This is a genomic window from Streptomyces sp. NPDC002680, from assembly GCF_042889145.1.
Taxonomy (GTDB): Bacteria; Actinomycetota; Actinomycetes; order Streptomycetales; family Streptomycetaceae; genus Streptomyces; species Streptomyces adonidis.
In genome coordinates, this window is the sequence record NZ_JBIAQP010000023.1 from 32,822 (window position 1) to 56,598 (window position 23,777).

21 protein-coding genes and 1 pseudogene are annotated in these 23,777 nt (G+C 68.9%); 14 read left to right on the forward strand and 8 right to left on the reverse strand.

The features are described from left to right. Together ACFYXF_RS43545 and ACFYXF_RS43550 are read right to left on the reverse strand one after the other, a co-directional pair. Positions 1–870 carry a carbohydrate ABC transporter permease gene (locus ACFYXF_RS43545; RefSeq protein ID WP_389358335.1) on the reverse strand — a complete coding sequence of 290 codons (870 nt, stop codon included), beginning with the start codon at positions 868–870 and terminating at the stop codon, positions 1–3. Beyond that, a complete protein-coding gene (locus tag ACFYXF_RS43550; RefSeq protein WP_389358337.1) occupies positions 867–2,228 on the reverse strand; it encodes an ABC transporter substrate-binding protein in 1,362 nt (453 codons plus the stop codon). Before ACFYXF_RS43550 ends, ACFYXF_RS43545 begins: the two co-directional genes overlap by 4 nt. A 141-nt stretch (positions 2,229–2,369) precedes the next feature. On the opposite strand from ACFYXF_RS43550, the gene ACFYXF_RS43555 reads away from it, so the two are divergent. From ACFYXF_RS43555 to ACFYXF_RS43575, 5 genes are all read left to right on the forward strand, one after another. Further along, positions 2,370–3,422 (forward strand): LacI family DNA-binding transcriptional regulator, encoded by a 1,053-nt coding sequence (locus ACFYXF_RS43555; RefSeq protein WP_389358339.1) that lies wholly within the window; start codon positions 2,370–2,372, stop codon positions 3,420–3,422. A 157-nt stretch (positions 3,423–3,579) separates the two neighbouring features. Further along, a complete protein-coding gene (locus ACFYXF_RS43560) occupies positions 3,580–4,908 on the forward strand; it encodes an endo-1,4-beta-xylanase (RefSeq protein ID WP_389358341.1) in 1,329 nt (442 codons plus the stop codon). Between the two features lie 98 nt (positions 4,909–5,006). Then, positions 5,007–6,089 carry an LCP family protein gene (locus ACFYXF_RS43565; protein WP_389358636.1) on the forward strand — a complete coding sequence of 361 codons (1,083 nt, stop codon included), beginning with the start codon at positions 5,007–5,009 and terminating at the stop codon, positions 6,087–6,089. A gap of 107 nt (positions 6,090–6,196) precedes the next feature. Beyond that, positions 6,197–6,553 carry a YciI family protein gene (locus ACFYXF_RS43570; protein WP_389358343.1) on the forward strand — a complete coding sequence of 119 codons (357 nt, stop codon included), beginning with the start codon at positions 6,197–6,199 and terminating at the stop codon, positions 6,551–6,553. A gap of 44 nt (positions 6,554–6,597) precedes the next feature. After that, entirely contained in the window at positions 6,598–7,872 is a 1,275-nt protein-coding gene (locus ACFYXF_RS43575; protein ID WP_389358345.1) for an RNA polymerase sigma factor, read from the forward strand. Between the two features lie 49 nt (positions 7,873–7,921). Here ACFYXF_RS43575 and ACFYXF_RS43580 read toward each other — a convergent pair whose 3' ends face one another. Further along, entirely contained in the window at positions 7,922–9,175 is a 1,254-nt protein-coding gene (locus ACFYXF_RS43580) for a methyltransferase domain-containing protein (RefSeq protein WP_389358347.1), read from the reverse strand. 705 nt (positions 9,176–9,880) lie between these two features. Here ACFYXF_RS43580 and ACFYXF_RS43585 point away from each other — a divergent pair. The 4 genes and pseudogenes from ACFYXF_RS43585 to groL form a co-directional block, all read left to right on the forward strand. Continuing rightward, positions 9,881–10,084: pseudogene (locus ACFYXF_RS43585) on the forward strand (polysaccharide deacetylase family protein); the annotation flags it as partial. After that, entirely contained in the window at positions 10,081–10,839 is a 759-nt protein-coding gene (locus ACFYXF_RS43590) for a polysaccharide deacetylase family protein (RefSeq protein WP_389358349.1), read from the forward strand. The pseudogene ACFYXF_RS43585 and the gene ACFYXF_RS43590, both read left to right, overlap by 4 nt. A 213-nt stretch (positions 10,840–11,052) precedes the next feature. Then, complete coding sequence (gene groES / locus ACFYXF_RS43595) at positions 11,053–11,361, forward strand: co-chaperone GroES (RefSeq protein WP_017239619.1); 309 nt, start codon at positions 11,053–11,055, stop codon at positions 11,359–11,361. A 147-nt stretch (positions 11,362–11,508) separates the two neighbouring features. Then, complete coding sequence (gene groL / locus ACFYXF_RS43600) at positions 11,509–13,131, forward strand: chaperonin GroEL (protein WP_235475442.1); 1,623 nt, start codon at positions 11,509–11,511, stop codon at positions 13,129–13,131. Between the two features lie 101 nt (positions 13,132–13,232). On the opposite strand, the gene ACFYXF_RS43605 is transcribed toward groL, so the two are convergent. From ACFYXF_RS43605 to ACFYXF_RS43615, 3 genes are all read right to left on the reverse strand, one after another. Next, positions 13,233–13,940: an ester cyclase gene (locus ACFYXF_RS43605; RefSeq protein ID WP_389358352.1), complete on the reverse strand. Its 708-nt coding sequence runs from the start codon at positions 13,938–13,940 to the stop codon at positions 13,233–13,235. Between the two features lie 93 nt (positions 13,941–14,033). After that, a complete protein-coding gene (locus ACFYXF_RS43610; protein ID WP_389358354.1) occupies positions 14,034–14,807 on the reverse strand; it encodes an SDR family NAD(P)-dependent oxidoreductase in 774 nt (257 codons plus the stop codon). A gap of 131 nt (positions 14,808–14,938) precedes the next feature. Then, positions 14,939–15,601 carry an MOSC domain-containing protein gene (locus ACFYXF_RS43615; RefSeq protein ID WP_389358638.1) on the reverse strand — a complete coding sequence of 221 codons (663 nt, stop codon included), beginning with the start codon at positions 15,599–15,601 and terminating at the stop codon, positions 14,939–14,941. Positions 15,602–15,717: 116 nt separating this feature from the next. Here ACFYXF_RS43615 and ACFYXF_RS43620 point away from each other — a divergent pair, with 116 nt between their 5' ends. Continuing rightward, entirely contained in the window at positions 15,718–16,617 is a 900-nt protein-coding gene (locus ACFYXF_RS43620) for a LysR family transcriptional regulator (RefSeq protein WP_389358356.1), read from the forward strand. Between the two features lie 47 nt (positions 16,618–16,664). Here ACFYXF_RS43620 and ACFYXF_RS43625 read toward each other — a convergent pair whose 3' ends face one another. Next, a complete protein-coding gene (locus ACFYXF_RS43625) occupies positions 16,665–16,994 on the reverse strand; it encodes a WhiB family transcriptional regulator (protein ID WP_389358358.1) in 330 nt (109 codons plus the stop codon). 403 nt (positions 16,995–17,397) lie between these two features. On the opposite strand from ACFYXF_RS43625, the gene ACFYXF_RS43630 reads away from it, so the two are divergent. The 4 genes from ACFYXF_RS43630 (at position 17,398) to ACFYXF_RS43645 (ending at position 21,761) form a co-directional block, all read left to right on the forward strand. Beyond that, positions 17,398–18,009 (forward strand): response regulator transcription factor, encoded by a 612-nt coding sequence (locus ACFYXF_RS43630; protein WP_003948568.1) that lies wholly within the window; start codon positions 17,398–17,400, stop codon positions 18,007–18,009. A 256-nt stretch (positions 18,010–18,265) separates the two neighbouring features. Continuing rightward, entirely contained in the window at positions 18,266–18,853 is a 588-nt protein-coding gene (locus ACFYXF_RS43635) for a sigma-70 family RNA polymerase sigma factor (protein ID WP_235475437.1), read from the forward strand. Between the two features lie 164 nt (positions 18,854–19,017). Next, positions 19,018–20,520, forward strand: coding sequence for an IMP dehydrogenase (guaB, locus tag ACFYXF_RS43640; RefSeq protein ID WP_389358361.1), 1,503 nt, complete (start codon positions 19,018–19,020; stop codon positions 20,518–20,520). Between the two features lie 116 nt (positions 20,521–20,636). Then, entirely contained in the window at positions 20,637–21,761 is a 1,125-nt protein-coding gene (locus tag ACFYXF_RS43645) for a GuaB3 family IMP dehydrogenase-related protein (RefSeq protein WP_389358363.1), read from the forward strand. A gap of 710 nt (positions 21,762–22,471) precedes the next feature. Here the strand turns inward: ACFYXF_RS43645 and ACFYXF_RS43650 are convergent. Beyond that, positions 22,472–23,680, reverse strand: coding sequence for a nucleotide sugar dehydrogenase (locus tag ACFYXF_RS43650; protein ID WP_389358365.1), 1,209 nt, complete (start codon positions 23,678–23,680; stop codon positions 22,472–22,474). Positions 23,681–23,777: the final 97 nt, after the last annotated feature.

The window sequence follows — 23,777 nt, forward strand, 5'->3', positions numbered from 1 at the left end:
TCACATCCCTTCACGCGTACTGCGCATGCCGCCGAAACCGGTCAGCCGGACGAGCAGCAGGGAGAGTCCGGTGGCGGCCAGCACGAGGGCGGACGCGATGGCGCTCGCGTAGCCGAAGTCGTACGTCTTGAAGCCCGCCTCGTACATCAGATACGGCAGGATCGCCGTGTCCGTGCCAGGACCGCCCTTCGTCAGGATGAGCACCGTCTCGAAGTAGGTCAGCGAGCCGACGACGATCAGCACGGTGGAGGTGGTGATCGTGTGCCGCAGCTGCGGAAGCGTGATCGAGAAGAACTGCCGATAGCGCCCCGCCCCGTCGATTGCCGCAGCCTGGTACAGCACTTGGGGAATCTGCCGGGCCCCGCCCTGATAGATCAGCGTGTGGAACGGGATGAACTGCCAGCCCCCGACGAACACGATCGCGAGGAACGCCCCGCTGGACGAGCCGAGCGTGTCCTTCTGGATGATGCCGAAGTTCGGGTCGAGCAGCGCGTAGAACAGCACCGAGATGGCGGTCGAGGAGAGCAGGAACGGCACGAAGAAGATCGCCGACAGCACCGCCCGGTTCCGCTGCCGGCCCGCCGCCCACACCCCGAGCAGCAGCGCCACAACCGTCTGGAACGCCCAACTGGCCGCCGTCAGAAGGACGGTGAGGGTGAGGGACTGGGTCAGGCGTGGATCGTCCAGCAGCTTCTGCCAGTTGGCGAGCCCGACCGGCTTCGGGTCGCCGAGACCGTCCCACTTGGTGAAGGAGAGATAGAAGGCCAGGGCCATCGGGACGATCGCGAAGAAGGTGAAGAAGAGCACCGCGGGCAGCGCCCAGACGGCACTGGGACGACCTTTGCCCTTGCCGGTGACCGCGACCGTCACTTCAACCCCTTGCACGCCGACACGAACTCACTCGGCGACGACTTGCCCGTGAACAGCTTCCCGATCTCCGTGTGCATCTTGGTGCCCAGCTCGTCGCCGAGCGCCTGGTCCCAGGAGAGCGTGAACGCGGGTGCCTGCTGGACCATGTCGTACTGGAACTTGGCGTACTCGGGGTTGGGCGCGGAGGACAGCAGGGCCGCCGCGTTGGAGGTGGTCGGTACGTCGCCGAGGGCGACGAGATCCTTCGCGTACGCCTCGGACGCGCAGTCCTTGAGGAACGCGATCGCCGCGTCCTTGTTCTGCGTACGGGGGTTGATGGACCAGTAGTTGGTGGGGTTGCCGACGACGTTGCGGACGTCGCCGACGCCGTCCTCGATCTTCGGGAAGGCCGCCCAGCCCAGGTTGGACTTGGCGAAGTCGGGGAACTTGCCGAGCTGCGTCGAGTACTCCCACGAGCCCATCAGATGCATCGCGGCCTTGCCCTTGGCGAAGACGGCCGGGGCACCGCCGTTGACGTACGAGACGGAGGTGAACTTCGACCCGAAGGCGCCGTCGTCGATGAGTTCCTTCACCATCTCGGCGGCCTTCAGCACCGCCGGATCGCCCCAGCCCTCCGCGTCGCCGTCCTGGATGCGCCTGAAGACCTCGGGCCCGCCGATCCGGTCGACCAGATACTCCAGCCACATCAGCTCGGGCCAGACATCGGAGCCGCCGAGGGCGAACGGCGTGATCTTCGCCTTCTTCAGCTTGGTGTTGACGTCGAGCAACTCGTCCCAGGTGGTGGGCGGTTGGAGCTTCTGCTCGGCGAAGACGGACTTGTTGTAGAAGAGGATCACCGGCTGCATCCCGCGCATCGGTATGCCGTAGTGGCGGCCCTTGAGATCCCCGGCGGCGAGTACGGAGGGCAGGAAGCCGTTCTTCAGCACCGGGTCGTTCTCGATGGTGTCGGTCAGGTCGACGATCTTCCCGGCCGCCTGGTACGCCTTGATGGAGCCGCCGCCCCAGTTGAAGAAGACGTCCGGGGCACTGGGCGACCCCATCGCCGTACGCAGCTTGGGCAGATAGTCCGAGCCCGGGATCTTCTCCAGCTTGACCTTGCCCTTGGCCGTCTTGCTCGCCGCCGACTTGTTGAACCGGTCGACGGCCGCCTGCTGCACCTTCACGGCGTCGTCCCCGTACACGAACGCGGTGATGGTCCCCCCGCCCCCGCCCGAACCCTCACCCGAGCCGCACGCGCTCAGCCCGGTGGTGAGCAGGGCGGACGCACCGGCGCCGAGCACCCAGCGCCGACTGAACGTCGTACCACCGTTACCGATGGCACCGCCGGTACCGGTGGACCGCCCTCTGTTGGACTCCATGACAGCACCTCTCGCGAATGTTCTGACCGAAACCTGACTGAGTCTCTGTACGAATCTTTCGGGTGGTACTTCGAATGTTCCGGGAACTTATGGTGGGACAGGGTCTTCGTCAAGAGGTCGCGCAGGGATACGATCGCGGCCATGAGACCCTCGAAACCCGCTGAAACGCAGACGACACCGCAGTCCACCCAGACCGCGACGCTCGCCGAGATCGCCCGCGAGGCAGGCGTCTCCGCTCCGACTGTTTCGAAGGTGCTCAACGGCCGCGCCGATGTCGCCCCCGCGACCCGGACCCGCGTCGAGGACCTGCTGCGGGCCTACGGCTACCGGCGCCGCCGCGCCGAGGCGACCCGCTCACCCCTCATCGACCTGGTCTTCCACGAGCTGGAGAGCGCGTGGGCGATGGAGGTCATCCGGGGCGTGGAGAACGCGGCGCGGGAGGAGGGGCTGAGCGTGGTCCTCTCCGAGAGCGCGGGCCGCCTCACTCCCGGCCGCACCTGGGCCGACCAGGTCGCGGCCCGCCGCCCGCACGGCGTGATCCTGGTCCTGTCCGGCCTGGACGAGTCCCAGCGGGCGCTGCTGACCAGCCGCTCGATCCCGTTCGTGGTGATGGACCCGGCGGGCGACCCGGGCGACGACGTGCCCTCGGTAGGTGCAACCAACTGGCAGGGCGGCCTGGCAGCCACCCGCCACCTGATCGAACTCGGCCACACCCGCATCGCGTCGATCAGCGGCCCGTCCCGCATGATGTGCAGCCGCGCCCGCGTCGACGGCTACCGTGCCGCCCTGGAAACGGCGGGCCTCCCGGTCGACCCCGACCTCCTCAAGGTGGGCGACTTCCACCACGAGACGGGCTACCGAGCCGGCCTCGAACTCCTCCGCTCCCCGAACCGCCCCACTGCGGTCTTCGCCGGCAACGACCTCCAGGCCCTGGGCCTGTACGAGGCCGCCCGCGAACTCGGCCTACGCATCCCGGAGGACCTCAGCGTCGTAGGCTTCGACGACCTCCCGATCGCCCGCTGGGTAGGCCCCCCACTGACAACAGTCCGCCAGCCCTTGATGGAAATGGCAGAAACGGCAGCGAAGCTGGTCCTGGACCTAGGGCGCGTGGAAGGCACACCGGGCGCGACACGCGTGGAACTGGCAACAAGCCTGGTGATCCGCAACAGCACGGCAACGCCACCGGCTGTCTGACTGGGGGCGCGGTGTCCCACCTAGGGGCGCGGGGAACTGCGCGACAAGCCACGAAGCACCCGCACCCGAAACACAACCCATTGACGCCCAACACAACTCCCCCCACACTGCCCCGAAGTCAATCGGTACACCAACCGAAACTTTCGGAGGCCCCCGCATGAGACCCTCCAGAACAGCCTTAACCCTCCTCACCGCCGCACTGCTCCTCGCCGGCACGGCAACCGCGGCACACGCCGAAGACCCCCCACTGCGAGACCTCGCCACAGCCAAGAGCAAAGTCATCGGCACAGCAGTAACCGGCAGCAAACTCACCGGCTCCTACGGCGACACAGCCGGCACCCAGTTCAACTCCCTCACCCCCGGCAACGCCATGAAGTGGGAATCCGTAGAGCCCACCCGAGGCACCTACAACTGGACCGAGGCCGACCAGATAGTCACCTTCGCCCAGGCCCACAGCCAACAGATCCGCGGCCACACCCTGGTCTGGCACAGCCAGAACCCCAGCTGGCTGACGAACGGCACCTGGACCCCCGCACAGCTCACCAGCATCCTCCAGGACCACATCACCACCGAAGTCACGCGCTACAAGGGCCAGTTGGCAGCCTGGGACGTGGTGAACGAGCCCTTCAACGAGGACGGCACGTACCGCTCCACGCTCTGGTCGACCAACCTCGGCACCGACTACATCGCCCAGGCCCTGATCTGGGCGAGAGCGGCCGACCCGACGGCGAAGCTCTACATCAACGACTACAACGTCGAGGGCGTCAACGCGAAGAGCACGGCCCTGTACAACCTGGTCAAGTCCCTGAAGGAGCGCGGGGTTCCGATCGACGGAGTAGGTCTGCAAGCCCACCTGATCCTCGGCCAGTACCCCTCGACCCTCCAGCAGAACATCCAGCGCTTCGCCGATCTGGGCGTCGACGTGGCGATCACGGAACTGGACATCCGTATGCAACTCCCCGCCACAGAGGCCAAGTTGACCCAGCAGGCGGCCGACTACAAGGCCGTCATGGACGCCTGCGTGGCCGTGACGAGGTGTGTCGGCGTGACCGTCTGGGGCTTCACGGACTCCGACTCCTGGATCCCGGACGTGTTCGACGGATACGGCGCGGCGACCCCGTACACGGAGACCTTCACCCCGAAACCGGCGTACTACGCGATAGCCCAGTCGCTCGGCGGCACCCCGTCCACCGAGGGCTGCACGGCGACGTACACGGTCCCGAACCAGTGGAACACCGGCTTCACGGGCCAGGTGACGATCGCCTGCTCGGGCCGGTCGCTGTCGTCGTGGCGGGTGACCTGGACGTACGGCGCGGGACAGCAGCTCACACAGGCCTGGAACGCCACCTGCACCCAGTCGGGGACGGCGGTGACCTGCGCGAACGCCTCGTACAACGGGACTGTGCCGAGCGGCGGTTCGGTGAGCTTCGGGTTCAACGGGACATGGAGCGGGAGCAACCCCGTACCAACGGTGACGCTGGGCTGATCCCGGCCTGATCTCGGGCTGAGAAGTGTGAGATTTTCCGAAGAATGCCGGGCACGGGCCTCCGCTCGTAATAATTCGGACGTACGTTCCTCCCTGTGATGGGAGAAGAGGAACAGACGTCGGACGACGACGGGGGCGCGGAGAGACAGACAGCCCGGCAGCCGGGCCGGCGGCCGTCACGCTGGTTGAAGGCCGTCGGTTTCACACTCGTCGGCACCCTCGTGCTCGCAGCGGCAGCAGGGGGCTACGCCTACTGGCATCTGAACCGCAACATCAAGAGCGTCGACATCAATAGCGCGCTCGGTGACAACCGCCCGGCCAAGACCCAGGCACTGCCGTCGACGGGCGCGTCCGCCTCGGCGACACCGCTCCCGAGCGAGGCGCTGAACATCCTGGTCCTGGGCTCGGACTCACGCAGCGGCAAGCGGAACCAGGCACTCGGCGGCGGCAGCAGCGAGGGTGCGCGGTCCGACACGGCGATGGTCGTCCACCTGGACGCGGGCCGTACGAAGGCGACGATCGTGAGCATCCCGCGCGACACGCTGGTCACGCGCCCGTCCTGCCCCCTGTCGGACGGGAGTTCGACGGCGGAGGCGTACGGGGTCATGTTCAACACGGCGTACTCGGTCGGCGGCCCGGTCTGCGCGGTCAAGACGGTGGAGTCGATGACGAACGTACGCATGGACCACTACCTGGAGATCGACTTCGCCGGCTTCGCGGACCTGGTGGACGCGCTCGGCGGCGTCACGGTGACGACGGACGAGGACATCCACGACGAGGACAGCCACCTCGACCTCCTGGCAGGCGAACACCACCTCGACGGCACCCAGGCCCTCGCCCTGGCCCGCACCCGGCACGGCATAGGCGACGGCAGCGACCTGGGCCGAATAGGCCTCCAGCAGAAGCTGGTCAAGGCCCTCCTCCAGCAGATCTCCTCGACGAACCTGCTGACCAGCCCGGCCAAGCTGTACAAGGTCGCCGACGTGGCGACGGGCAGCCTGACCACGGACACCGGCCTGGACTCCCTCAGCGAACTGATGAGCCTGGGCCAGAGCCTCCAGGGCCTGTCGGCGGACGACCTGAAGACGGTGACGATGCCGGTGGTGACGGCGGCGTCGGACGCCAACCGGGTGGTCGCGGAGGAGCCGGAGGCGGCGGAGTTGTGGGCGACTCTGAAGTAGGGGGAAAGGTTTTCCGGAGACCGTGTCGATCCGGGCCCGTCCCGTTCGACGCAGTGGTGAGAGCCCGGAAAGGACCCGGGCTCCGCCACAACCCCAGGAGGAACCCCATGCCCCGCTACCTCTCTCTCGTGAAGATCGACGAGGCCACCGCCCCCGCCGAGGGCCCCAGCCCCGAGCTGATGCAGCGCATGGGCGAACTGATCGAGGAGATCACCAAGGCCGGCGTGATGCTCGACACCGCAGGCCTGACCCCCACAGCACAGGGCACGCGCGTCCACTGGCAGGACGGCAAGATCTCCGTCACCGACGGCCCCTTCACGGAGTCCAAGGAGATCGTCGGCGGCTACGCCGTCATGCAGTGCAAGGACATGGCCGAGGCCATCGAGTGGACCAAGCGGTTCCTGAAGGTGCACGAGGAGTACTGGACGGTGACCTGCGAGGTACGGGAGATCGCCGAAGGCTGATCCCTCCTTGGCCCCAGCCCCGCACGGGTGTCTGATGGTGGGCTGTGACACCACAGCCCACCGAGGACCCGCGCAGAACCATCGAGACGGTCTTCCGCCTGGAATCCCCCCGCATCATCGCGGCCGTCACCCGCACGGTCCGGGACATAGGAATCGCCGAGGAACTGGCCCAGGACGCCCTGGTCGCCGCCCTCGAACAGTGGCCCCGGGACGGCGTCCCCGACAACCCGGGCGCCTGGCTCATGACCACGGCCAGAAACCGAGCGGTAGACCTGATCCGCCGCCGCGAGACGTACGCGCGCAAGCTGACGGAGATCGGCCGCGACCTGGAGACGACGGTCTCACCCCCCGAACCCCCCGCCCCCGAAGACATCGACGACGATCTCCTCCGCCTGGTCTTCACGGCCTGCCACCCGGTGCTGTCCGCCGAGGCCCGTATCGCCCTCACCCTCCGCCTGCTCGGCGGCCTCACCACCCCCGAGATCGCCCGCGCGTTCCTCGTCCCCGAGGCCACGGTCGCCCAACGCATCGTCCGCGCCAAACGAACCCTCGCGACGAAGAACGTCGCCTTCGAGGTCCCGTACGGCCCCCAGCGCGAGGCCCGTCTCGGCTCGGTCCTGGAGGTCATCTACCTGATCTTCAACGAGGGTTACGCCGCCACAGCGGGCGACGACCTGCTGCGCCCCGCCCTCTGCGAGGACGCCCTGCGGCTGGCCCGCGTACTGGAGGGCCTGATGCCCAAGGAACCCGAAGTGCACGCGCTGGCAGCCCTGTTGGAGCTACAGGCGTCCCGCTCGGCGGCCCGCACGGGCCCGACAGGCGAACCGGTGCTCCTCAAGGACCAGAACCGCTCCCGCTGGAACCGCATGCTGATCGCCCGAGGCTTCACGGCCCTGGCCCGAGCGGAAGCGGCGGGCGCCACGACATCGACATCAGGCCCAGGCCCGTACACCCTCCAGGCCACCATCGCCGCCTGCCACGCCCACGCCCCCTCCTGCGACGCCACGGACTGGCCCCGCATCGCCGCCCTGTACACGGCCCTGGCCGCCCGATCCCCGTCCCCGGTAGTCGAGTTGAACCGAGCGGTGGCCGTATCGATGTCCGAGGGCCCGGCCCAGGCCCTCCAGATCATCGAACCCCTGACAACCGACCCAACCCTCCGCGACTACCACTTGCTCCCGAGCGTCAGAGGAGACCTACTCCAACGCCTGGGCCGAAAGGAAGAGGCAAGAGCAGAATTCCTGAGAGCAGCAGCCCTGACCCAGAACGAAAGAGAACGGAACTTGCTACGTACAAGGGCAAGGGAATGCGCCCCTTAGGGGCGCGGGGAACTGCGCGACAAGCCCCCACCGGGCCCGCAGACGAAACTCAACGTACCGGCTGCCCAATCAACATAGTCGGCGCCCCCGCCACCCGAGTAAGAAAAACCGTCGCAGAATGAGGCCCAGAAAGCCTCATCTTCTTCCGCAACTCCTCCGGCTCAACAGCCGACCCCCGCTTCTTCACCGTCAACACCCCAACCCCCCGCTCCCGAAGCACCGCCTTCAACTTCTTCACCCCGAACGGCAGTTGATCGGTGATCTCATAAGCAGAGGCAAAAGAAGTACCCCGCAACTCATCCCCCGTCACATAGGCGATGGTCGCATCGACCAGCCCCCCACCCACCTCCTCGGCAACCTCCGCCACCAGATGCGCCCGAATAACAGCCCCGTCAGGCTCGTACAAGTACCGCCCCACAGAACGCACTTCAGGATCAGGCAACCCCCGCCCCACCAGAACACGCGGCCCCGGCAGCAGAGTTGCCCGCACAGACCCACCCCCCGGCCCCGCCCCGAACCACAGCACCGCCTCCTTCACATCCCCGCCGTCCGAGATCCACTCGGCCCCCGCCTCACCGGGAATCGCCTCGTGCGGCACCCCGGGAGCGATCTTCAGCGCGGCCAGCGGAGCCTTCCGGGCCGCCCCGACGGCCCACGACAGCGGCGGCGAGTAGGCCTCGGGATCAAAGATCCGCCCACGCCCACCACGCCGCCCCGGATCGACGAACAAGGCGTCGTAGGCGGAGACGTCGACCTCGGCGACATCCGCCTCCCGCACCTCCACCAGCTCCCCGATCCCCAACGCCTCGGCGTTCGCGCGCGCGACGGCGACGGTGAGCGGATCCCGGTCCACGGCGAGCACACGAACACCCGCCCGGGCGAGCGCGATCGCGTCGCCCCCGATCCCGCAGCACAGGTCGGCGACCGAGGTCACGCCCAACTCCCTGAACCGCCCCGCCCGGTACGCGGCCACGCTCGCCCGAGTCGACTGCTCGACCCCGTTGGGCGTGAAGAACATCCGCCCGGCGTCCTCGGCCCCGAACTTCGCCACCGCCCGCTGCCGCAGCCGTTCCTGCCCGAGCGCCGCCGAGACCAGCTCGGCGGGATGCGCGCGGCGCAGCCGGGTGGCGACGGCCAGTTCACGGGCCGGCTCGGTACCGCGCACCTCGTCGAGGAGGGCACGGCCCGCCGGGGTGAGCAGGGCGGTGAAGGCGGAGAGGGGAGTGGCGAGGTCGTTCACCGCCTCATTGTGGGCCAGCCGGTGGACGGCGTGCTTCCGGCGGCGGTGTCGGCCGTACTCCATGGCCACGCCCTGGGAAGATCCGGCACCATGCGAACAGTAGGACAAACATACAAAAACAGGTCAATGGCCCGTGCCGGAATGCTCGCCCTCGCCGCAGCCACCCTCGCCTCCGCCTGCGCGGAAGGCGCCGCCCCGCCGAAGAACGCCCGCCCCGCCCCCGGCCAGGAACTCCGCCTCCACGCACCCCCGGCCCGCGCCCTGGACGCATACGCCCGAAAACTCGGCCGGGCACAAGCGGCCCGCACGGCCACGGCCAAGCGCTGGGGCCTGACCGCACCCCCGCCTCCCGCCCTACGGCAACTACGGCGAGGACAGCTTGCGCGCCACGGCGTGCGGCGTGAAGCACGTACCGTTCCTGTGGACCGAGCAGGGGTGAGCCTGTTCAGCCGCGCGCCCCGAACGGTCTTGGGCGGACTGGTCCCCGGCGTACTCGACCCCGGGGCGGCGACACGCATCTTGTGCGTGGTCCGGGCCCGGGAGGCCGGTTCCCTCACGACCTGGCCAAGTGGGTACGGCCAAAGGCGACGGGGAGGCCCTGAACCATCCTCTGGTGGAGCAGGGGCCCCGCACGCTGGCACCGCACCTCGTGTCCCAGATCGCACAGCCACGCTAACCCGGACGGCCCAAGACACCGCAAGCCTGGAAGTCGACGATCACACGATCGAGCTAAAAGGACCTTGTTCGCGCTCCTCCGCAAGGAAGATGCCACCCCTCTGGAACGAGGAGGTCTTCGCCGACCACTGGGACTACCGCGAGTGGGACCGGGACATCCACCCCGGCGACATCGTCCTCAGCCACTTCCGGGGCGAGGGCGACTGGAAGGGCACGATGCCCGACATGGTCCGCCGCTTCATGAAGCTCGTCACCGCCAAGGGGTACGCGGTGGCCCGCCTGGAGGACTACCTGTGACCGCGCGCGCCCTGGCCGCGGCCGCACTCGCCGCCGCACTCCTGGCGACGACGGCCACCGCCTGCGCCCGGCCCGCGGCCCCCATCGAACGCCCGGTCGAGAAGGCGGCACCCGCCGACTCCGCGCCCGACGCCCCCCACGCCTACCGTCGCTGGGGCCTGCCCGCCCCGTTGCCCCCACCCCCGCCCGCGCACCCGAGGGCCCGTCCCCGCACGGCGGGCTCGGGCCTCCCCCCGGTCGTCGACCACATCCCGACCCACGACAAGGTCGTCTTCCTCACCTACGACGACGGCGCCGAACGCGACCCCCGGTTCGTCGACCTGGTCCGCGAACTGCGCCTCCCGGTCAGCATGTTCCTCACGGACAGCGTCGTGGGCCCGGGCTACGCCCACTTCGCCCGCCTGCGCGAGGTCGGCGCCGACGTCCAGAACCACACCCTGGACCACCAGTCCCTGCGGGGCCTGCCGTACGCCGGCCAGCGCGCCGAGATCTGCGGCCAGCAGGACAAACTCCGCGAACGCTTCGGCATCCGCCCCCGACTCTTCCGCCCGCCCTACGGCACGTACGACACGACGACCCTGAGAGCGGCGGCGGACTGCGGCGTATCGGCGCTGGTCCTCTGGACCAAGGGGGCGAGCCTCCGCCCGGGCGCCATCGTCCTGGTGGGCCCACCCCAGGTCGAACGGACACTGAGGCTGCTCAGGGAGGTGCAGGAGAAGGGGCTGAGCGTGGCCCGCCTGGAGGACTATCTGTAGGGCTGCCCGCGTCGCCGTTCCGGCGCACCGCGACGCAGGGAATTAGCAGTCCGCTTGACCGAGTGCTAATCGCGGTCATAGTCTCAGGTCTGGCACTCCCCCCTGGAGAGTGCCAACAGCGACGGGCAGGTCCGGCACCCGCGACGACGGATCCACCTGGTCGCCACCTCAGACAGTTAACCCCGTGAGATCTCCGAAGGGGGAGGTCGGATCGTGACGACCACCAGCTCCAAGGTTGCCATCAAGCCGCTCGAGGACCGCATTGTGGTCCAGCCGCTCGACGCCGAGCAGACCACGGCCTCTGGCCTGGTCATCCCGGACACCGCCAAGGAGAAGCCCCAGGAGGGCGTCGTCCTGGCCGTGGGCCCGGGCCGCTTCGAGAACGGCGAGCGCCTGCCGCTCGACGTCAAGACCGGCGACATCGTGCTGTACAGCAAGTACGGCGGCACCGAAGTGAAGTACAACGGCGAGGAGTACCTCGTCCTCTCCGCTCGCGACGTGCTCGCGATCGTAGAGAAGTAATTCACCCGGTTTTACCGGCACCACCGGTATTGCCTGCATCACCAGCATTGCAGTGTGAACTACGCCCCTGGCCCCCGCGACCTCAACAGCCGGGTGCCGGGGGCGCAGTTCGTTCTCCCAATTTTCCGAGAGGGCTGAACCGCTCCCATGGCGAAGATCCTGAAGTTCGACGAGGACGCCCGTCGCGCCCTTGAGCGCGGCGTCAACAAGCTTGCCGACACGGTCAAGGTGACGATCGGCCCCAAGGGCCGCAACGTCGTCATCGACAAGAAGTTCGGTGCTCCCACCATCACCAACGACGGTGTCACCATCGCGCGTGAGGTCGAGCTGGACGACCCGTACGAGAACCTCGGTGCCCAGCTGGTGAAGGAGGTGGCGACCAAGACCAACGACATCGCGGGTGACGGTACGACCACCGCCACCGTGCTGGCCCAGGCGCTCGTCCGCGAGGGCCTGAAGAACGTCGCCGCCGGCGCCTCCCCGGCCGCCCTGAAGAAGGGCATCGACGCGGCGGTCAAGGCCGTGTCCGAGGAGCTCCTCGAGACCGCCCGCCCGATCGAGGAGAAGTCCGACATCGCCGCCGTGGCCGCGCTCTCCGCGCAGGACACGCAGGTCGGCGAGCTCATCGCCGAGGCGATGGACAAGGTCGGCAAGGACGGTGTCATCACCGTCGAGGAGTCCAACACCTTCGGTCTGGAGCTGGACTTCACCGAGGGCATGGCCTTCGACAAGGGCTACCTGTCCCCGTACATGGTGTCCGACCAGGAGCGTATGGAGGCCGTCCTCGACGACCCGTACATCCTGATCCACCAGGGCAAGATCTCCTCCATCCAGGACCTGCTGCCGCTGCTTGAGAAGGTCATCCAGACCAACTCCTCCAAGCCGCTGCTGATCATCGCCGAGGACGTCGAGGGCGAAGCCCTGTCGACCCTGGTCGTGAACAAGATCCGCGGCACCTTCAACGCGGTCGCCGTCAAGGCCCCCGGCTTCGGTGACCGCCGCAAGGCGATGCTCGGCGACATGGCCGCGCTCACCGGCGCCGAGGTCATCGCCGAGGAGGTCGGCCTCAAGCTCGACCAGGTCGGCATCGACGTACTGGGCACCGCCCGCCGCGTCACCATCTCGAAGGACGACACGGTCATCGTCGACGGCGGTGGCGACACCGGCGCCGTGGCCGGCCGGGTCAACCAGATCAAGGCCGAGATCGAGAACACGGACTCCGACTGGGACCGCGAGAAGCTCCAGGAGCGCCTCGCGAAGCTGGCCGGCGGCGTGTGCGTGATCAAGGTCGGCGCCGCCACCGAGGTGGAGCTGAAGGAGAAGAAGCACCGTCTCGAGGACGCCATCTCGGCGACCCGCGCCGCGGTCGAGGAGGGCATCGTCTCCGGCGGTGGCTCCGCGCTCGTCCACGCCGTGAAGATCCTCGAGGGCAACCTCGGCAAGACCGGCGACGAGGCGACGGGTGTCGCGGTCGTCCGCAAGGCCGCCGTCGAGCCGCTGCGCTGGATCGCCGAGAACGCCGGCCTGGAGGGTTACGTCATCACCTCCAAGGTCGCCGAGCTCGACAAGGGCCAGGGCTTCAACGCCGCCACCGGCGAGTACGGCGACCTGGTCAAGCAGGGCGTCATCGACCCGGTCAAGGTCACCCGCTCCGCCCTGGAGAACGCGGCCTCGATCGCCTCCCTCCTCCTCACGACCGAGACCCTGGTCGTCGAGAAGAAGGAAGAGGAAGAGCCGGCTGCGGGCCACGGCCACGGCCACTCGCACTAGTCGAGGCACCGGCCAGAACACTGGCAGACGAAGAAACCCCCCGTTCCTGGCCGGAACGGGGGGTTTCTCCCTTCGCGGGCGGTCCGATGCCCCCGTACGTCCTACTGCTCCAAGCCCTCCAGCGCCCCCAACTGCCCCATCAGCCCCAGCCGGTCGTACTGCCACCAGCCCTCGACGATCTTCCCGTCGGGGTCGAAGCGGAAGACGGTCGTGCCGGTCATCGAGGCATTCTTCCCGCTGTTGGGGATCCCCAGGAACTCGCCCCGCTGGGTCCCGTTCCATGTCCAGCGCGTGCAGACCCGGTCGCCCTGGGCGATCTGATCCTCGACGGTGAACGCGAAGTCGAACGACGCGCGCCACATCTGCATCTCGCGCCGGGCCGCGTCCAGCCCGAGGTTGTCCTGCTCGTTGGACGGATCGTGATCGTGGTAGTTCTCCACGAACAGGTCGTTGAGCGGGGGCAGTTCACCCCGGGTGGCGATCACCTCGAAGAACCGCCGCGCGGTGTCCGCGCACAACTGCTCGTCCCGTACGACGTCCAGATCGGTGAACGTCGGCATCTCGTCGCACAGGGCGACCATCTCGCGGAAGATCCGGTCGGTCTCGGGAAGGTTCGAGTTCCGCATCGCCTCCTCGTACGACGGGAACTCCACGATCTCGACGAAGTGCGTCGAGTCCGAGAGATCCTTGCCGATCAGCGTGTGCGTCGCGGTCCGCTTCCCCTTGGTCTGCTCGACCCAGTTGTCCATCAGCTGGTTCATCTCGTCGAACCGACTGGTCTTGCAATCGATCAGCTGTACGAATGTCATGGCGCCGCCTCCGGCCCCCCTGGGTCCGGTACCTCTCTCCATACTCCCACCGGAGCGACGGCGACACCTCTGTCACGCAGAACCGCAGGTGCGTCACTGAGGCCCGTACTTGCGCCCCGTCTTCGACGAGATCCCGCCCAGCAGCGCGCGGGGCGTCACCTTCACCACGCCCATCAGCGCCTTGTAACGCGGATCCGGGATCGACAGCGACTTGCCCCGGGCCAGATCGGCGAGCGCCGCCGCGACCAGCTTGTCCGCGTCCAGCCACATCCAGTTCGGGATGTTGTCCGTCCCCATCCCGGCCCGTTCATGGAACTCCGTACGCACGAAACCGGGCGCCAGCGCCATCAGCCGCACCCCGCTCCCCGCCAGGTCCTTCGCCGCCCCCTGCGTGAACTGCACGACCCACGCCTTCGACGCCCCGTACGTACCGCGCGGCACGAAGGCGGCGACGGACGCCACATTGACGACACCCCCGCGCCCGCGCTCCCGCATCGCCTCGGCCGCCGCGCTCGTCAGCCGCAGCACCGCCTCGCAGTGCACCTTCAGCATCCTCAGCTCGTCCGCCATCGACACGTCGAGATAGCGGCCCTTGTTGCCGAAGCCGGCGTTGTTGACCAGCAGGTCGACGGGGTTCCTGCGGTCGCCGAGACGCGCGGCCACCGCCTCGATGCCGGCGTCCGTCGCGAGATCGGCGCTCAGCACCTCCGCCTCGATGCCGTGCCGGTCGTGCAGTTCGGTCGCCTGCTCGCCGAGCCGTTTGGCGTCGCGCGCCACCAGGACGAGGTTGTGGCCGTCGGCCGCCAGCCGCCGCGCGAACGCGGCGCCGATTCCCGCGGTCGATCCCGTAATCAGAGCCGTTGTCATGGCGCAAGATTAGTGACCCGGGCTCTTCGCGTCCCTTTCCGTCCGCCCCCTGCACGCTCCCTCCAGATCGTGAAGTCCCCGCCCGGACCTCCGGCGTAATCCCTAGTCAGCAGCCGTGCCGCGCCCGCGCGTCAGCCGTACTTCTTCACATATTCGTGAGCCCGTGCCGCCGCCTCCGAATGCAGCGCCGCACCGGCCGTGAGCAGCCGGGGCATCAGGGCCCGCTCGGTCGTCAGCGCCCGGAAGTACAGGGCGACCGTCACCTCGTGCTCCGGCCGGTGCACGATCTCGACCTGGTCGCCCGCCCGTATCGCACCCGGCTCGATCACCCGCAGATAGGCGCCCGGCGCACCCCGCTCCGTGAACCGTTTCACCCACCGTTTCTCACCCAGATGGCCCTGGAAGGTCACACAGGGGATACGCCCACTGGTGACCTCAAGGACCACCTCGGACCCGATCCGCCAGCGCTCGCCGATCAGCGCGCCGGACACGTCGAGGCCCCGCGTGGTGAGGTTCTCGCCGAACATCCCGTCGCGCAGCGGGCGGCCCAGCTCGCGCTCCCAGTCGTCCAGGTCCTCGCGCGCGACCGCGTACACCGCCTGTTCGTCGCCGCCGTGGTGCTCCTTCGAGCAGATGGTGTCCCCGGCCAGACCGCTGCCGCCGATCCCCTTGAGCCCGGGCGCCGCCACCCGCACCGGCCCGTCCACCGGCCGCTTGTCGATACCGGTGCCCTGCGGATGGTCCGTGTACGGCACGGACTGCGCACGACCCACGTTCACCGACAACACCTTCATCACGGCACTCGCCCCCGTATCCGCCCCGACATCCATGACCCCACGCTAAATCAGACTTGCCCAAAGCGTCGACGCATTATTCACCCTCATACCCAAGAATCACTTATGATCGAAAAATGATCGAAGCCCGTCACCTCCGTGTCCTGCGCGCCGTGGCCACCACCGGCTCCTTCTCGGCGGCGGGCCGTGAACTGGGCTGCACCCAGCCCGCCGTGAGCCAGCAGATGAAGGCCCTGGAAGCCTCGGTCGGCACCCCGCTGCTCGTCCGCAACGGCCGCGAGATGCGCCTGACCCAGGCGGGCGAGGCCCTGGTGCGACACGCGGCCGGCATCCTCTCGGGCCTCACGGCGGCGGAGGAGGAGGTCGCCGCGATCGCCGGACTGCGCGCCGGGCGGGTCCGGCTGGTCTCCTTCCCCAGCGGCAGCTCCACCCTCGTACCGACGGCCCTCGCCGCCCTGCGCGCCGCCCACCCCGGCACCCGGGTCTCCCTGGAGGAGGCCGAACCCCCGCACTCCGTCGAACTGCTGCGCGAGGGCGACTGCGACGTGGCCCTCGCCTTCCGGTACGAGGGCGCGGCGGGCGCCGGTGAGTGGGACGACCTGGTGGTCCGCCCGCTGCTCACCGACCGGCTCGTCGGCCTCGTACCCGAAGGGCACCGGCTGTCCCGTGCCGAGTCGGTCGCCCTCGGCGAACTCGCCGCCGAACCGTGGATCGCCGGCTGCCCGCGCTGCCGGGGTCAGCTGGTCGAGGCGTGCGAGAGCGCCGGCTTCACCCCGCGCATCGACTTCGCGACCGACGACTACCCGGCGGTGGTCGGCCTGGTCGGCGCGGGCCTGGGCGTGGCCGTTCTGCCCCAGCTCGCCATCGACTCCGTACGGCCGCGGGGTGCGCGTGCGGTGGCGCTGGAACCGGCGGTACGGCGGGAGATCGTCGCGCTGACCCTGTCCGACCTGGCGAAGGTGCCGGCGGTGGCGGCGACGCTGGACGAGCTGGCGCGGGCGGCGACGCGGGCTTGAGGTGAGGCGGGACCGAGCTGGCCCCTGGCCTCGGAAGAAACGTTCCTTCAGTTGTTCGAGCCGAGGTCCCCGCCACCGGCCGACGCTGCCACCAGTCGGTTGCGGGCGCGCCCCATCAGCTCTTCGCGTTCGTCCTCGGTCAATCCGCCCCACACGCCGTACGGCTCGCGCACCGCCAGCGCGTGCGCCGCGCACTGCGCGCGGACCGGGCATCTCATGCAGACCTCCTTGGCCGAGTTCTCACGAGCGCTCCGTGCCGCACCGCGCTCTCCCTCCGGGTGGAAGAAGAGCGAGCTGTCGACCCCGCGGCAGGCCGCGAGGAGCTGCCAGTCCCAGAGGTCCGCGTTCGGACCGGGAAGGCGGGAGAAATCTGCCATTACGTGTCCCCTTGTTGCCGTTCTGGGCTGAGGTTGTGCCTCTGACCGTACAACTACGATCTAAGGAGATGAAAATATGACTCATTGCGAATCTAGCCTCAGACACCAACAAATGGGAAGAAAACAGTCTGAATGGGGCATAGGTTGTGATGAAACGTTGAGGGTCTGTTGTGCATGTCTGCACCGTGTCCACGCCCTCACGTAGAGTGCCGAAGACGACACACAGCCCCGTAACTCTTTCGAGTGACCATCGTTGAGAGTGCGGAGGCGGTTGGAGGAACAAGCGCTCGGACGGGCGGCAGTACCCACTGCCGGGAAAATCGGTCGAGCGTCAACCGCACAGGTGACGATTAGTACCAGCCTGGAGGCTCAAGGTGACGCGCATCAGCTGCGGAGGGCGGCCATGACATCCGTCCTCGTCTGCGACGACTCCCCGCTTGCCCGAGAGGCGCTCCGCCGCGCGGTCGCGACCGTGCCCGGTGTCGAGCGCGTGACCACGGCGGCCAACGGCGAGGAAGTCCTCCGCCGCTGGGGTGCCGACCGTTCGGACCTGATTCTGATGGACGTACGCATGCCCGGTCTGGGCGGCGTCGAGACGGTCCGGCGGCTGCTGTCCGCGGACCCCGGAGCACGCATCATCATGCTCACCGTCGCCGAGGACCTGGACGGCGTGGCGCTCGCCGTCGCCGCCGGTGCCCGCGGCTATCTGCACAAGGACGCCTCGCGCGCCGAACTGCGGGCCACGGTGACGCAGGCGCTGGCCGACCCGACGTGGCGGCTCGCGCCGCGCCGGCTGCGCTCGGCCGAGATGGGCGCCGCGCCCACGCTCACCGCGCGCGAGATCCAGGTCCTGGAGGGCATGAGCCACGGCCGGTCGAACGCGGAGATCGGACGCGAGCTGTTCCTCTCCGAGGACACGGTGAAGACGCACGCCAGGCGCCTTTTCAAGAAGCTCGGCGCCTCGGACCGCGCGCACGCGGTGGCGCTCGGTTTCCGGTGGGGTCTGGTCCGATAAGTGGGCCTCAGCGGGGGTGAAGAAGTCCCCGCCTACCGCAAGGTGGGCGGGGGTGGCAAAACAGCCCGCCGGACGCCCGCTGCTCGTTTCGCCGCGGATGCCGCATCCTTGAGGTGTGGAGTTCCTCGGGGACGAGTCGGTCGAGCGGAAGGGGAGGGCGCAGGATATGAGTTCCGGCGCACCTGCTCATAACGCTTCGGTGCACAACAACGGACGCGGTGCCACGGAGAGAGCGGCGCCAAGGCACCATGGTCCGATGCGCGACGACGAGGCGGCTTATGCCCATGGGGTGATTGGTGGTCTCGTCCACCGCGCCGTCGACGGGGACGAGCAGGCGACGCACGACCTGCTCGCCCATGTCCACCCCCTCGCGCTGCGCTACTGCCGCACCCGGCTGTCCCGACTGCCGGGCGACGCGCGGCACTTCGTGGAGGACCTGGCGCAGGAGGTCTGCGTCGCCGTCCTCCTCGCGCTGCCGCGCTATCGCGACACAGGACGCCCGTTCGAGGCGTTCGTCTTCGCCATCGCCGCGCACAAGGTCGCCGACCTCCAGCGTGCCGCGATGCGTCACCCGGGTTCGACGGCAGTCCCCTCGGACGAGATGCCGGAACGCCCCGACGACTCCCTCGGCCCCGAGGAGCGCGCGTTGCTGAGCAGCGACGCCGAATGGGCCAAGAAACTCCTGGCCAACCTCCCCGAGAACCAGCGCGAACTGCTCCTGCTGCGCATCGCGGTGGGCCTCACCGCCGAGGAGACGGGCCAGATGTTGGGAATGTCACCCGGAGCGGTGCGTGTCGCGCAACATCGCGCGCTGAGCCGCTTGCGGGCGCTGGCGGAACAGTAGTCCTGGCGGCGGAACAGTGGTCCTGGCCGCGGGCTGAACGGCCGGGGCGTCGATTCCGTACGAACATACGAAGCCTGAGGGTGCCTCGTACCGTGGAATTCGGGACCCGTGCTTCCCGTTAGCATGGACATCCGCACCGATCAAGGCCATTTGGGGAAGGTGTCATGACTGCCAACGTCGACGGAGTGCCCGCCAAATTCGCGACCCTCGGGCTCACCTACGACGACGTGCTGCTGCTGCCGGGCGCATCCGAGGTGCTGCCCAACGCGGTCGACACCTCGTCCCGCATCTCCCGCAACGTCCGGGTCAACATCCCGCTGCTCTCCGCCGCGATGGACAAGGTGACCGAGTCCCGCATGGCGATCGCCATGGCCCGGCAGGGCGGCGTCGGTGTGCTGCACCGCAACCTGTCCATCGAGGACCAGGTCAACCAGGTCGACCTCGTGAAGCGCTCCGAGTCCGGCATGGTCACCGACCCGATCACGGTGAACCCGGACGCGACGCTGGGCGAGGCCGACGCGCTCTGTGCCAAGTTCCGCATCAGCGGCGTCCCGGTGACGGACGGCAACGGCAAGCTGCTCGGCATCGTCACCAACCGCGACATGGCCTTCGAGACCGACCGCTCGCGTCAGGTCCGTGAGGTCATGACGCCGATGCCGCTGGTCACCGGCAAGGTCGGCATCTCCGGCACCGAAGCCATGGAGCTGCTGCGCCGCCACAAGATCGAGAAGCTTCCCCTGGTCGACGACTCCGGTCTCCTCAAGGGCCTGATCACGGTCAAGGACTTCGTCAAGGCCGAGAAGTACCCGGGTGCCGCCAAGGACTCCGAGGGCCGGCTCCTGGTCGGCGCGGCCGTCGGCGCCAGCCCCGAGGCGCTGGAGCGCGCCCAGGCGCTCGCCGCGGCGGGCGTGGACTTCCTGGTCGTCGACACCTCGCACGGGCACAACAGCAACGCCCTGAGCTGGATGTCGAAGATCAAGTCGAACGTCCACGTCGACGTGATCGGCGGCAACGTCGCCACGCGTGACGGCGCCCAGGCCCTGATCGACGCGGGCGTCGACGGCATCAAGGTGGGCGTCGGCCCCGGCTCCATCTGCACGACCCGCGTGGTCGCCGGCATCGGCGTACCGCAGGTAACCGCCATCTATGAGGCGGCCCTCGCGGCCCGCGCCGCCGGAATCCCCGTCATCGGCGACGGTGGCCTGCAGTACTCCGGCGACATCGGCAAGGCGCTCGCCGCCGGCGCCGACTCCGTGATGCTCGGCAGCCTGCTGGCGGGCTGCGAGGAGTCCCCGGGTGAGCTGATGTTCATCAACGGCAAGCAGTTCAAGTCGTACCGCGGAATGGGCTCGCTGGGCGCCATGCAGTCGCGCGGCCAGGCGAAGTCGTACTCCAAGGACCGCTACTTCCAGGCCGACGTCGGCTCCGACGACAAGCTCGTCCCCGAGGGCATCGAGGGCCAGGTGCCCTACCGCGGCCCGCTGGCCGCCGTACTGCACCAGCTCGTCGGCGGCCTGCGCCAGACGATGGGCTACGTCGGCGCGGCCACCGTCTCCGAGATGGAGACCAAGGGCCGCTTCGTGCGCATCACGTCGGCGGGCCTCAAGGAGAGCCACCCGCACGACATCCAGATGACGGTCGAGGCGCCCAACTACAGCCGCAAGTAGGCGCGAGCGGTAACCAGGCGGGCGAAGGGCGGTCCCGGAGGTACTCCGGGACCGCCCTTGTCGTGCCCGTCGGGGATACTGGGAGGCGCAGAACCAAGGATGGAAAGGCCACACACGTGACTGAGATCGAGATCGGGCGCGGCAAGCGCGGCCGTAGGGCGTACGCCTTCGACGACATCGCCGTCGTCCCGAGCCGTCGTACGCGCGACCCGAAGGAGGTCTCGATCGCCTGGCAGATCGACGCCTACCGCTTCGAGCTGCCCTTCCTGGCGGCTCCCATGGACTCGGTCGTCTCCCCGGCCACCGCGATCCGTATCGGCGAGCTGGGCGGCCTCGGCGTCCTGAACCTGGAAGGCCTCTGGACGCGGTACGAGGACCCGCAGCCGCTGCTCGACGAGATCGCCGAGCTGGACGTGGACAACGCGACACGCCGCCTCCAGGAGATCTACGCGGCCCCCATCAAGGAGGAGCTGATCGGCGCGCGCATCAAGGAGGTGCGCGACTCGGGCGTGGTCACCGCCGCTGCGCTCTCCCCGCAGCGCACGGCCCAGTTCTCCAAGGCCGTCGTCGACGCGGGCGTGGACATCTTCGTCATCCGCGGTACGACGGTCTCCGCGGAGCACGTCTCCGGTGCCGCCGAGCCGCTGAACCTGAAGCAGTTCATCTACGAACTGGACGTCCCGGTGATCGTCGGCGGCTGCGCCACGTACACCGCGGCCCTGCACCTGATGCGCACCGGCGCGGCCGGTGTGCTGGTCGGCTTCGGCGGCGGCGCCGCGCACACCACGCGCAACGTCCTGGGCATTCGCGTCCCGATGGCCACCGCGGTCGCCGATGTGGCCGCCGCCCGCCGCGACTACATGGACGAGTCCGGCGGCCGGTACGTGCACGTGATCGCCGACGGCGGTGTCGGCTGGTCCGGCGACCTCCCCAAGGCGATCGCCTGCGGCGCCGACGCGGTCATGATGGGTTCCCCGCTGGCCCGCGCCACGGACGCGCCCGGCAAGGGCCACCACTGGGGCATGGAGGCGGTGAACGAGGAGCTGCCGCGCGGCAAGAAGGTCGACCTCGGCACGGTCGGCACGATCGAGGAGGTCCTCGCGGGCCCGTCGCACATCCCGGACGGCTCGATGAACTTCTTCGGCGCGTTGCGGCGGGCTATGGCCACGACTGGGTACAGCGACCTCAAGGAGTTCCAGCGGGTGGAGGTCGCGGTGGCGGACTCGGTGCATCAGCGGTAGTCCGTCCGACGCGATTCAGGACCCGAGAAGGGGGCCGGTCACCTGCTGAGGTGACCAGCCCCCTTTCGCGCGCTCAAGTGGGCCTGGTGGGGCGTGTTTTGCGGGAGGGGGGCGCACGGTTGCTTTCAGGGCGAATGCGGGCCGATCAAGGGCCGCGAGGCCGCTAGCGTGTGTGTCGGCGCCTCAGTTTCCTGGAGCGCCCCCTTCCAGGGACATGGTTCCGGACCCCCGCCCGTCGGGGCCCGGCCCGAGTTCCAGCAAACCGCCTACCGGGCCTATGGGCGGCGTCGCGGAAGGGGGCGCCCATGGGTCGCCACCGCAAGCCCACCCGCTGGGATCGGATTCGTCTTCGGGCGGTCAAGTTCCGGAGGAGGTGCGTCTTGTGGATTTACGGACGGTGAGCGGCCGCCCCTACGGAAATTAGGGGCGGACACCCGTGATCCGTTCAGGAGCCTGCCGCAGTTCCCGCTGCGGTGGGCTCCACCTTTTTGTACGGTACCGGATTCGCCGTCGGGCGGCCTGGTGCCGCAGGAGGTGCCTCCTGTGGACGTACGGAAAGTGAGCGGCCACCCCCACGAGAACTAGGGGTGGACACTCCGTTCAAGCCCGCCGCAGTGACCCCTGCGGCGGCCTCCACTCCGTACGCTACCGACGCAAGCGCCCCCCACGCCACCAGTCCCGGAGGCTCAGCCACTAGCACGCGCCCCCCTTCACAACCGATGCGCCGCCCCCGTAGGCGTAGCCCCCCGCGTGTCCAGCAGCAACTGTGCCTTCACCGACAGGCCCTGGAGGTCGTACGTGCGGTGCTGCTGGAGGAGGATCGTCAGGTCGGCGTCGGCCGCCGCCTCGTAGAAGGAGTCCGCGCGCGGGAGGGGGCGGTTCAGGACGCTCCAGGACGGGACGTGGGGGTCGTGGTAGCTGACGGAGGCGCCCAGTTCCATCAGGCGGATCGCGATCTCCTGGGCGGGGGAGCCCTGTTGGTCGGCGAGGTCGGGCTTGTAGGTGACGCCCAGGAGAAGTACGCGGGCGCCTCGGGCCGACTTGCCGTGCTCGTTCAGGAGCGTGGCCGCGCGCTGGATGACGTACTGGGGCATGTGGTTGTTGACCTGCTGGGCGAGTTCCACCATGCGCAGGGTGCGGCCGGTGTGGCCCCGGAGGTCCTGGGGGACCGCGTGGCCGCCCACGCCCGGGCCGGGGCGGAAGGCCTGGAAGCCGAACGGCTTGGTCTCCGCGCAGCGGATGACGTCCCAGAGGTCGACGCCCAGGTCGTTGCAGAGGACGGCCATCTCGTTGACGAGGGCGATGTTGACGTGGCGGAAGTTGGTCTCCAGGAGTTGGACTGTTTCCGCTTCACGGGGTCCACGCGCGCGTACGACCTTGTCGGTGAGCCGGTTGTAGAACGCGGCGGCCGACTCGGTGCAGGCGGGGGTGAGGCCGCCGATGACCTTGGGGGTGTTGGCGGGCGTGAAGTCGCGGTTGCCGGGGTCGACGCGGCTGGGGGAGTAGGCGAGGTGGAAGTCGCGGCCCGCCCGCAGTCCGGAGCCCTCTTCGAGGAGGGGGCGCAGGAATTCCTCCGTCGTGCCCGGTTGTACCGGTGACTCCAGGATGACCGTGGTGTGCGGGCGCAGGTGCGCCGCCAGGGTGCGGGCGGCCGCTTCCACCTGGCTGAGGTCCAGGGTGCCGTCGGCGCCGCGCGGTGTGGGGGCGCAGATGACCGCGGTGCGTACGCGGCCGAGTTCGGCGGGGCCGGCCGCTGTCCGGAAGCCTCTGGAGAGCATCCGGCGCAGTTCGGCGGCGGTGAGGGAACCCGCCTCGGGGCCGGTCTTGTACCCCAGGGTGGGGATGCCGGCGGCGACGGCGGCCTGGGCCAGCGGCAGGCCGAGATGTCCGAGTCCGATGACGGCGAGGTCTGCGGGCATGCGTGGGCCGTCCTTCCCAGTAGCCGAAGCGGGACAGGTGCGCAAGCCCTGTGGACTGGACGGGCGAGCGCAATGTCAGACTAGGAGTAAATATGAC